Raw genomic sequence first — 8415 nt, forward strand, 5'->3', positions numbered from 1 at the left:
CATATGCGGTGGCGAGGCCCGCAGCGGGGCTTTTCCTTTGTACAAGTGCCTGAACGCCTTGTTGGCAAGGCATTAGCAGGGCCAGCGGCAATACCGCTGGCCCTGAAGGGTGGCCCGCTACGGCGGGCCGGTCGGGTTACGTCACCAGCGGTTTGCGCCGCACTTCCCCCTTGTGCTATGCCAGCTCCCTGCCCCACTTCCATGACTGGCCCCGGCGAGGCGCCCACGCTGCTGCCCGTGCGCCTGCCCGCTCTAACGCCCAGGCAGCTGGCGTGCCTGCTGGCCGAGCCGCCCCCCCAACTGCTGGTCGATTGCGGCGAGCAGCTGCTACCGCACCCGCTGGGCGTGTGCCGCTTTGTGACGCAGCTGCTGCACCTACACCTGCGCGGCACACGCATCTGGCTCTACCAGGTGCACCCCAAGCTGCGCCACTACCTGCACGGGCTAAAGCTGGGTACGGTGTTTCATCTGCATGAGCTGGCGCTCCCGGCGGACGCCGTCCTGGCTGGCGCTGCCGCTAGCCCCCCACCCTTAACTTAAACCGACGCGCATGCCCCCCTTTGCAAAGACCCGCAAGCCCTTCCGCGACGTTATCGTTATCGGTGCCTCCAGCGGCGGGGTAGCGGCCCTCACGGAACTGGCCAGAGCCCTGCCGGCCGACTTCCCGGCCCCCATTTTTGTGGTGCTGCACGTGGCGGCCGACTCGCCCAGCCTGTTGCCGCAGCTACTCGGCTCGGTATCGGCCCTGAAAGTGCGGCAGCCGCAGAACGGGGACGTGGTGGAAGCGGGCGTCATCTACGTGGCCCAGCCCGACCATCACCTGCTGCTCGAAGACAACCGGGTGCTGGTGACGCGCGGCCCCAAGGAAAACCGCTTCCGGCCCTCCATCGACGCCCTGTTCCGCTCGGCCGCCTACACCTACGGGCCGCGCGTGATTGGCGTGGTGCTCACGGGCTACCTCGACGACGGTACCTCCGGCCTGTGGAGCGTACAGCGCATGGGCGGCGTATCGGTAGTCCAGGAGCCCCACGACGCCGAGCAGCCTTCCATGCCCACCAACGCCCTGGAATTTGTGGCGGCCGACTACGTGCTGCCCTTAGCCCAGCTGCCGGCGCTGCTCGTGCGCCTCACCCAGGAGCGGGCCCCCGCCAAAACCCGCCTGCCCGCCGCCGAGCTCGACCTGCTTAAAATCGAGCTGACCATTGCCAAGCAGGGCGGCGGCTTCGAGCTGGGCATCATCGACAAAGGCAAGCTCACGCCCTTCACCTGCCCCGATTGCCACGGCGCGCTCACCCAACTCGTGGAAGGCAAGCTGATTCGCTACCGCTGCCACACCGGCCATGCCTACACCGTCAGCGCGTTGCTGAGCGAAGTCACCGAGTCGGTCGAAAGCCTGCTCTACCAGGCCATGCGCGGGCTGGAAGAAACCAAGATGCTGCTCCAAAACCTCGGCCACCACTTCGCTGACAACCTGCAGGAAGCCGTGGCGACCCTGTTTTTCAGCAAAGCCGACCAAACCGGCCGGCAGGCCCGCATCGTGCACGAGTCCATTCTCAAGCACGAGTCGCTGAGCGGCGACCTGCAGTTCGAACGCAACAAGTTGACCTAGGCGGGCCCCGTACCCCGGCCAGGTGCTGCGCCCCGGAAGCAGCCGCGCTTTTAACCTCCCCCGCCTATGCCAGCCGTTGCGCCTCTCGCTAGCCCCGACACCCGGTTTCGCGCGCTGTTCGAGAACACGTCCGAACTCATTGTGTATCAGAATGAAGCGGCTTTTATTCTCGACGCCAACCCAGCCTTTCTCACGCTGGTGCAAAAGACGAAGGAGCAAGTGGTAAACCACCGGTACGACAAGTTTTTGTCGCTGGAAGCCAGGGGCCTGTACCGGGAAAAGCTGGCGGAAGCCTTCACCGGCCAGGTCGTCCGCTTCGAAGCGTATACCGCGCAAGGTAGCTCGGCACCCCGGCACTGGGACGTGGTGCTGCTGCCGGTATGCGAGGGCAGCCAGGTGGTGGGGGTGCAGCTGGTATCGCGGGACATCACCGAAAAAACCCAACAGCAGCAGGAGCTACTCGCCCACAACACCGACTTGCAGCAGTTTACCTACATCGTGTCGCACAACCTGCGCGCGCCGCTGGCCAACGCCCTTGGGCTGGCCGACATGCTGGGCCTGGTAAAGGCGAACACCCCGGAATTTGAGTCTGCCCGGACCCTGCTGCAAACCAGCCTGCACCAGCTCGACCAAGTGCTGCTTGACATCAACACCATCCTACTCATTCGTGACCAGGTGAAGTTGGCCGCGCCCGAAGAGGTGCTCCTGGCCGACGTGGTGACGCAGGTGCAACAGAGCCTGCACGCCCCGCTCCACGACTGCGGTGGCACGCTGCGGACCATTATTCCCGCCGGTTTTCGGGTGCGCGGCAACCGGGCCTACCTCTACAGCATCTTTTATAACCTCTTGTCTAATGCCATCAAATACCGCGATGCCCGCCGACCGCTGCGCTTGGGGCTGACGGCGACGCAGGAACCGGAACAAGGCCAGGTAATCGTCGTAGCCGATAACGGCTTGGGCATCGACCTGGCCCGGGCGGGCGCGGACGTCTTCAAGCTCTACCAGCGGTTCCACCCGCAGTACCCCGGCCGCGGCGTGGGCCTGTACCTGACCAAAACCCACGTCGAGAGCCTGGGCGGGGGCATCAAGGTAAGCAGTGTGGTAGGCGAAGGCACCCAATTCACCATCACCTTCCGCTGAGCCCGTTAGCCATGCACACGCTCTTAGTTGATGACGACCCCATTGCCACGTTTTTGACGGAGCGCCTCCTCTGGCACGAGGGCTTGTCGGACACGGCCGCCTCGTTTCAATCCCCCACCGACGCCCTGGCGTTTCTGCGGCAGCAGATACCCAACGGCCTGGTGCCGCAAGTCATTCTGCTGGACCTGCACATGCCCTTGCTAAGCAGCTGGGACTTTTTGGACTTACTAAAACGCTACGAGGTGCAGTTGCAAGACCAATGCATCGTGTACCTGCTCACCTCCTTAGTGGCTCCCTCCGATGAAGCCCGCGCCAAAACGTATCCGATGGTCGCCGGGCTTCTGCAAAAGCCGCTGGACAGGCACCAGATTCAACAAATTCGGGCCTATGTGCTGCCAGCCGCTTAGCTCGTAAGCCTGACCATAGGTCATTAGTCACTCACTTGTGCATGTTTCCCGACAATTGCTGCCCCCTCCCTTGTGCTCAAATGCAATTGTTTATATTTTGAGTCATGAATCCGGCACCCGCTGCGCGTGCGGTAAATAGGAATGAAGCACTGATAGGTGAGCAATAGGTAAAAATCTTCTTAGCGTTGATTTTGTTGCCCGGTTCTCAACCAGCGATAACGACTCAGCCAATTTCTCTTGCATATGGCGCATATATGGTGTGCTGTCCTGCCTTTTGGGCACTAACCTGAATCGCGCTAGTAATGGTCCGATTTCACGGTTTCAGCGGCGGGTTGCCCGGCAAAAGCGGGCCGGTGGCCGCTCCCGGGGGCGATTGGAGCAGCAGGGCCGCGAGGCCGGCGCCGTCGGGCAGCCCCTGCTGCCGCCACAGCTCCACGCCGTGGCGTAGCAGCACGCAAGCGGGCAGGTCCCGGCCGTCGAAGCTGCGAACAACGGCCGGGTGGTCGGCCGCGTCGACGGGCAGCACCTTGATGGCCGTCCCCAGGTGCCGCTGCAACCCATCGAGGGCCACCCGGGTCGCCGCCCGCTCGCGCCGCGCCGCGGCCGACGTAACCGCCGGCAGTAGCACCAGGAGCACCGTTGCGAAAACCGGCTGCGCGGAAGGACTTGAAAGCGCAGGCATAAGAGCTAAGGCTAAATGGGGGCCTGGCCAAGGGTAAATGGCAAGCGGGACGGGGCAGCGCCCGAGGTTCCTTCGCTAATGGAGCCGAGGTAACGGCCCAGACAGGGACCTAAAAGTATCCTTCTGCTTCAGTCTGTTACCTAACAATCATCAGGTGTTTGCCTGACTTTTGTCAAGCGGGGCGTGCTTTCGTGGCCCCAGAAGTATATTCTTGGAAGATGGTTTCACACCCGGCCTTATTCAGGGCATCAAGTTGTAGTTCCAGATTCTGGTCGCGGGTCGAGACGCGGGCGTAGTCGATGTTCATTGTCAAAGTTAGGACTTACGCAAAAGGGGTAACTTGAAAAGAAAAGCCATGAAAGTGACGGCACAACTTTACGGGCAGTTTCTGGTGAGTAGCCAGGTGAATTACACGGGCACGTACCTGGCCGAGCACCTGCAGGGCCTGACGCACGACAACGGGCGCTACTTTCTCAAGACCAGCCACTTCACGCCGCGCCAGCTCTGGCAACAGTGCGCCCGCAGGTCGTATTGAGTGCGCGGGGCTACGTCCTGTTTGACGACACGGTGCTCGACAAGCACCACAGCTGGCGCATCGAGCTGGTGCGCCGCCAGTACAGCGGCAACGCCCACGGCGTGCTTGCCGGCATCGGCCTGGTCACCTGCGTGTACGTCAACCCCGAAACCGACCAATTCTGGCTCATCGACTACCGCCTCTTCGCCCCCGAAACCGACGGCAAGACGAAGCTGGACCATGTGGCCGAAATACTGGCGCAACTGGCCCCGCGGGGTATTTCGTATCGCACCGTGCTGATGGACAGTTGGTACGCGACCACGGCCCTGTTCAAGTGGTTGCTCAAAGCAGAAAAAACGTTTTACTGCCCGCTGAAAACGCGCTTCAAGCGTTTGGGAGCAACCGCCTCGTCGACGATTCGGGCGACCAACCGCCCTGCCAGCCCGTGGCCTGCCCTGGTCGGCGGCGGTATAAACCGGCAAAACTCTGAAAGTGAAGGGCATGCCGAAGGACTGCAAGCTGAAACTTTTCCGCGTACTGGTGTCCCCCCACCGGACGGACTACTTCCTCCCCAATGAGGTCGAGCCCTTGAATACGGCCGCTGCTGCGCAAGAAAGCAGTGTCCGCTGGACGATTGAGCAGTTTCACCGCGAACTCAAGCAACTTACCGGCGTGCAAGCCTGCCAGTGCCGGCTGGCCCGCAGCCAGCGCAACCACATTGCCTTGGCCGTGCGGGCCTGGACCCGCCTCAAACAAGCCGCCTACCAGACCCAAAAGACCGTCTATCAACTTAAACAAGGGTTTTTAGATGCGTATAGGCGCCATGAATTAATACAGCCAACACTGGCTTTTGCGTAAGTCCTAACTATGGTACCTACGTTACTAATTATCAAGGCGCTTTATTCGTATCTCGTGAAACGTTAGGTTACCCGCCTCCCGTCCGACTGAGGTTGGCCAACTCCTGCCGCAGGAACTGCTCTTTTCCGTTTACTTCCCTATTTATGCATCCAGTCTGCCCCGAGGCCCAATCTTACCTCCTGCAAGCGGCGCGGGCCAGGCTACTGCCTTTCCCCGACGCCGAGGTGCCAGTCACCCTGGCCCACCTCGAACGCCTCCGCGTGGCCGTGGAACGCGCCCGGCTTAGCGAACATGTGTACCAGCTTCGGGCTAGTCCCCAGGTGCCCGAACCCGCAGGCTGGCAGTTGCTAAGTCCCCAGGAGCTGACCGCACTCGGCGTGTCACCCGCGATGCTGTTCGACGCTAAAATCGATTTTCAGGCTGCCCTATACAAAAGTACCTTCTAGCACCCGGATAAGGTCGTCATTGCCTATGCGGGCACGACCAGCCTGACCAAAGGCGGATTCGCAGACGTGTGGCAGGGCCTGGGCTTGAAAACGACGCAGTCCAAGTACAAAAAAGCCATGGAGTTAGCCAAGGCGGTAGCCCGCAAAAAGCCGGTTCACCTGCTGGAGACGACGGGCCACTCGCTCGGCGGCACGCTGGCCGCCGCCGCCACGGTAGTGACCGGGGCGCGGGGCTACACGTTCAATGCTGCTGGCCTACACGCCAACACTGTCGGCCGCTACCCGTTTTGCTTCTCCCACCAGTATATGCTGGCCCAGGCGTACCTGATTGAGGCCTACTACTCAACGGCCGACCCCCTGACGGCGCTCCAGAACGGCCTGAATTTTCCGCACGGTTACCTGGGACCCAAGGCGCTGGGCATTGCCCGGCCCGTGGCCCCCGCCCCGCAGTGGACGCATCAGTGGCGCGAACTACTAACGCGCAACCCGCTGGTAGTGGCCAAGGCTATGTTTGCCGATGGGCACGAAGTCCCGCAACTCGTAGCGAGCCTGACCTACGCCATCGCCCAAACCAGTGCCTTACTTCGGGGAGCACACGAGTAAGAACAGGCAACTCCGCTAACGCACTTTCCAGCTGTAGCTTCACGAGATGGGCTGATTACGGAACTTGACATGGCGCGAGCCTCGCGCTCGCGCTGCTGGTAGCGGGCAGCACGTCGAGAGTCAGTTGCCCGTTGCAGCCGTTGCGTTCGGTGGCATGGTGGGCTAGGTTACTGGGGTCTACCAACTGGGATTTGTCTACTGGCCGGAGAGCATCAAAAAGTGTGGGGCAGTCAAGCTTAAGCGGCCATCAGTGATTGTTTCAGGTTAGGAAAGTAGGCATTACGGTTGCGCCAGTACTGACCGGGTAATGGAAGTGCCCCACACTTTTTGATGCTCTCGAGCACTAGGGGTAGCGCTAGATACTGTGATAAAAGGGTTGCTTTTCGGACAAAATTTCTGTATTTTTAGCTCTCTTAAGGAGAGCTTTCGAGTTCATCCTGTGTAGCCTCGGCCCGTTCACGTGGTCGGGGCTACTTCTTTTTCAGTCAGGTGCGCTGGGTGGTAGTGCGGGTCGTAGACACAATCATTCTTCCAGAGCGAGTAGCAGAGCACGAGCAGTTTGCGCATGACGGCAATCACACCGGGCTTGCCGCTGGGTTGACGGGCCCGCAAGCGGGCATAAAAGGCCATTTGCTGGGGATTGTAGCGTAAGCTGCTGACTGCCGGCAGGTAGAGCGCCGTGCGTAAGCGCACGTTGCCCCGGCGCGAGATGCGCGTGGCGTGGGCCGAGAGCCCACTTTGGCGTTGCACCACGTCCAACCCCGCGTAGGAGGTCAGTTGGCGTTCGTTTTCAACGAGCACGAAGCCATTCGTTTCCGCCACGATGACGATGGCCGTCGTCAGGTCGATGCCCGGAATACTGGTTAGCTGGCCTAGTTTGCGGGCTAGCTCGGGCTCGGCTTTCAACAGGTCAGCCAAGTCCTGGTCCAGCGCTTTGAGCTGGCTGACCAGTAGTTGCTGCTGAGCAGCTAGCCGGGCTAACGTCCGGCTATCGGGTTGATAGCTATGCTGGTAGGCATGCGCCCGAATCTTGAGTTGGGCGGCTTGCCGCACCAGTACTTGCCGCTCACGGGCCAGGGCGCGCAACTGACGCAGGGCCGGGGTGGGTGGTTGCCAGGCCGGTAAGGCCCGCTCCAGACCCAGGCGGCAAAGTAGGCGCGCATCCAGCTGGTCGGTCTTGCTTTTGAGTTCAGTGCTGCGAGCAAAATGCTTTACCTTATTAGGAAGTAACACGCTCAACAACTGCTGGTTATCCGCCAGGAAATAGGCCAGCTCTTCGTAGTAGACTCCAGTGGCTTCCACCACAAACCAGAGAGGACTGCCGCTCAGGTGTTGCTTGGCCACCCAGCTGAGCAGCGCCGCGAAGCCACTTGCCGTGTTGTCGAAGGTCGTCTCTTTACCGAAATGGAGTTGCTGGTTAAGAGACGATTGGCCAAAGCAAGCGACGAAGCTATCCTTAGCGATGTCGATGCCTACCACGCATTTTAGGAGGGCCATGGGGGAGGGAAGCGCAGCCATATGCGAACAACATAAAAAGAGGAAATAGACATAGCCAGGCTAGGTTTTACCGCAACTTTTCTCGTACAAATGCGGGATGCTCCGGGCCTTGCGACCTCCTCGCTCCCTCCATACTGTGCAGTCTTCAGGCAAAACGGAAAACGGAGCACCGTTTCTAGCGCTCAGTGTCAAGACCGCCAGGGCCCCGCACTTAGAGTAAGATGATGTCCCCGTTTCCTTTTCTGGCTGGCCTCACCTTGAGGCCACGCAATCATACGAGAGTAAGAACAGAAATTCCCGTTAGGGCAATTGGGCTAACTGTTCCTCCTGGCTCGTCAGGCCGCGCAGCGGGCGCAGTTGCCCGGCGGCAATGCCGGCCTTGGTTCAGCTTGTATAGCATTTCACGCGGGGCGAACTTTGGGGGATGAAGCCTTCCCTTTCCTTGCATCTGAGCCGGAAACCTTCGCTGCTGGACACGGAGCACGGCCGCCAGCGCCTGGTAACGGCCGCGCTGAATATCGCCCAGGGCACGCCGTTAATGCCTAAAATGTACGAACGCTTGCTGCTCGACCAGTTTGTGCGGGGCGTCTTGACGTTGGAGGAAGTAATTGCCCGCCTGGACGCTCGCGAGCACGAGTAAGGGGCCGAATACGGCGGGC

At 60.8% G+C, this 8415-nt stretch carries 10 protein-coding genes and 1 pseudogene; 8 read left to right on the top strand and 3 right to left on the bottom strand.

All coding sequences use genetic code 11. The annotated features are described in order from the left end of the window. Nucleotides 1-177: 177 nt before the first annotated feature. From ACYVGC_RS17745 to ACYVGC_RS17760, 4 genes are all read left to right on the top strand, one after another. Nucleotides 178-540 (top strand): hypothetical protein, encoded by a 363-nt coding sequence (locus tag ACYVGC_RS17745; RefSeq protein WP_460585185.1) that lies wholly within the window; start codon nt 178-180, stop codon nt 538-540. 10 nt (nt 541-550) lie between these two features. Continuing rightward, nucleotides 551-1609 carry a chemotaxis protein CheB gene (locus ACYVGC_RS17750; RefSeq protein ID WP_460585186.1) on the top strand — a complete coding sequence of 353 codons (1059 nt, stop codon included), beginning with the start codon at nt 551-553 and terminating at the stop codon, nt 1607-1609. Nucleotides 1610-1675: 66 nt separating this feature from the next. After that, the gene (locus ACYVGC_RS17755) at nt 1676-2749 is read left to right on the top strand and encodes a sensor histidine kinase (protein WP_460585187.1); all 1074 of its coding nucleotides are present in this window, start codon (nt 1676-1678) and stop codon (nt 2747-2749) included. Between the two features lie 11 nt (nt 2750-2760). Then, entirely contained in the window at nt 2761-3156 is a 396-nt protein-coding gene (locus tag ACYVGC_RS17760) for a response regulator (RefSeq protein ID WP_460585188.1), read from the top strand. Between the two features lie 313 nt (nt 3157-3469). Here the strand turns inward: ACYVGC_RS17760 and ACYVGC_RS17765 are convergent, their stop codons facing one another. Continuing rightward, on the bottom strand, nt 3470-3838 hold the full coding sequence (locus ACYVGC_RS17765) for a thioredoxin family protein (RefSeq protein WP_460585189.1): 369 nt from the start codon (nt 3836-3838) through the stop codon (nt 3470-3472). Nucleotides 3839-4010: 172 nt separating this feature from the next. Beyond that, nucleotides 4011-4145, bottom strand: coding sequence for a recombinase family protein (locus ACYVGC_RS17770; protein ID WP_460585190.1), 135 nt, complete (start codon nt 4143-4145; stop codon nt 4011-4013). Nucleotides 4146-4193: 48 nt separating this feature from the next. Between ACYVGC_RS17770 and ACYVGC_RS17775 the strand changes: the two are divergent. The 3 genes and pseudogenes from ACYVGC_RS17775 (at nt 4194) to ACYVGC_RS17785 (ending at nt 6259) form a co-directional block, all read left to right on the top strand. Continuing rightward, nucleotides 4194-5210 (top strand): annotated as a pseudogene (locus ACYVGC_RS17775) (IS701 family transposase). A gap of 143 nt (nt 5211-5353) precedes the next feature. Next, on the top strand, nt 5354-5656 hold the full coding sequence (locus tag ACYVGC_RS17780; RefSeq protein ID WP_460585191.1) for a hypothetical protein: 303 nt from the start codon (nt 5354-5356) through the stop codon (nt 5654-5656). A gap of 117 nt (nt 5657-5773) precedes the next feature. Continuing rightward, nucleotides 5774-6259, top strand: coding sequence for a hypothetical protein (locus ACYVGC_RS17785; protein WP_460585192.1), 486 nt, complete (start codon nt 5774-5776; stop codon nt 6257-6259). 456 nt (nt 6260-6715) lie between these two features. On the opposite strand, the gene ACYVGC_RS17790 is transcribed toward ACYVGC_RS17785, so the two are convergent. Further along, on the bottom strand, nt 6716-7756 hold the full coding sequence (locus tag ACYVGC_RS17790) for an IS110 family RNA-guided transposase (RefSeq protein WP_460585193.1): 1041 nt from the start codon (nt 7754-7756) through the stop codon (nt 6716-6718). A gap of 424 nt (nt 7757-8180) precedes the next feature. On the opposite strand from ACYVGC_RS17790, the gene ACYVGC_RS17795 reads away from it, so the two are divergent. Next, nucleotides 8181-8396: a hypothetical protein gene (locus tag ACYVGC_RS17795; RefSeq protein ID WP_460585194.1), complete on the top strand. Its 216-nt coding sequence runs from the start codon at nt 8181-8183 to the stop codon at nt 8394-8396. Nucleotides 8397-8415: the final 19 nt, after the last annotated feature.

This window comes from Hymenobacter arcticus (assembly GCF_054779975.1).

What these genes read in the sequence shown, in the direction of transcription:
- ACYVGC_RS17745 (WP_460585185.1), top strand. Translation starts at nt 178, where the DNA reads ATGCCAGCTCCCTGCCCCACTTCCATGACTGGCCCCGGCGAGGCGCCC.
- ACYVGC_RS17750 (WP_460585186.1), top strand. Translation starts at nt 551, where the DNA reads ATGCCCCCCTTTGCAAAGACCCGCAAGCCCTTCCGCGACGTTATCGTT.
- ACYVGC_RS17755 (WP_460585187.1), top strand. Translation starts at nt 1,676, where the DNA reads ATGCCAGCCGTTGCGCCTCTCGCTAGCCCCGACACCCGGTTTCGCGCG.
- ACYVGC_RS17760 (WP_460585188.1), top strand. Translation starts at nt 2,761, where the DNA reads ATGCACACGCTCTTAGTTGATGACGACCCCATTGCCACGTTTTTGACG.
- ACYVGC_RS17765 (WP_460585189.1), bottom strand. Translation starts at nt 3,838, where the DNA reads ATGCCTGCGCTTTCAAGTCCTTCCGCGCAGCCGGTTTTCGCAACGGTG.
- ACYVGC_RS17770 (WP_460585190.1), bottom strand. Translation starts at nt 4,145, where the DNA reads ATGAACATCGACTACGCCCGCGTCTCGACCCGCGACCAGAATCTGGAA.
- ACYVGC_RS17780 (WP_460585191.1), top strand. Translation starts at nt 5,354, where the DNA reads ATGCATCCAGTCTGCCCCGAGGCCCAATCTTACCTCCTGCAAGCGGCG.
- ACYVGC_RS17785 (WP_460585192.1), top strand. Translation starts at nt 5,774, where the DNA reads ATGGAGTTAGCCAAGGCGGTAGCCCGCAAAAAGCCGGTTCACCTGCTG.
- ACYVGC_RS17790 (WP_460585193.1), bottom strand. Translation starts at nt 7,756, where the DNA reads ATGGCCCTCCTAAAATGCGTGGTAGGCATCGACATCGCTAAGGATAGC.
- ACYVGC_RS17795 (WP_460585194.1), top strand. Translation starts at nt 8,181, where the DNA reads ATGAAGCCTTCCCTTTCCTTGCATCTGAGCCGGAAACCTTCGCTGCTG.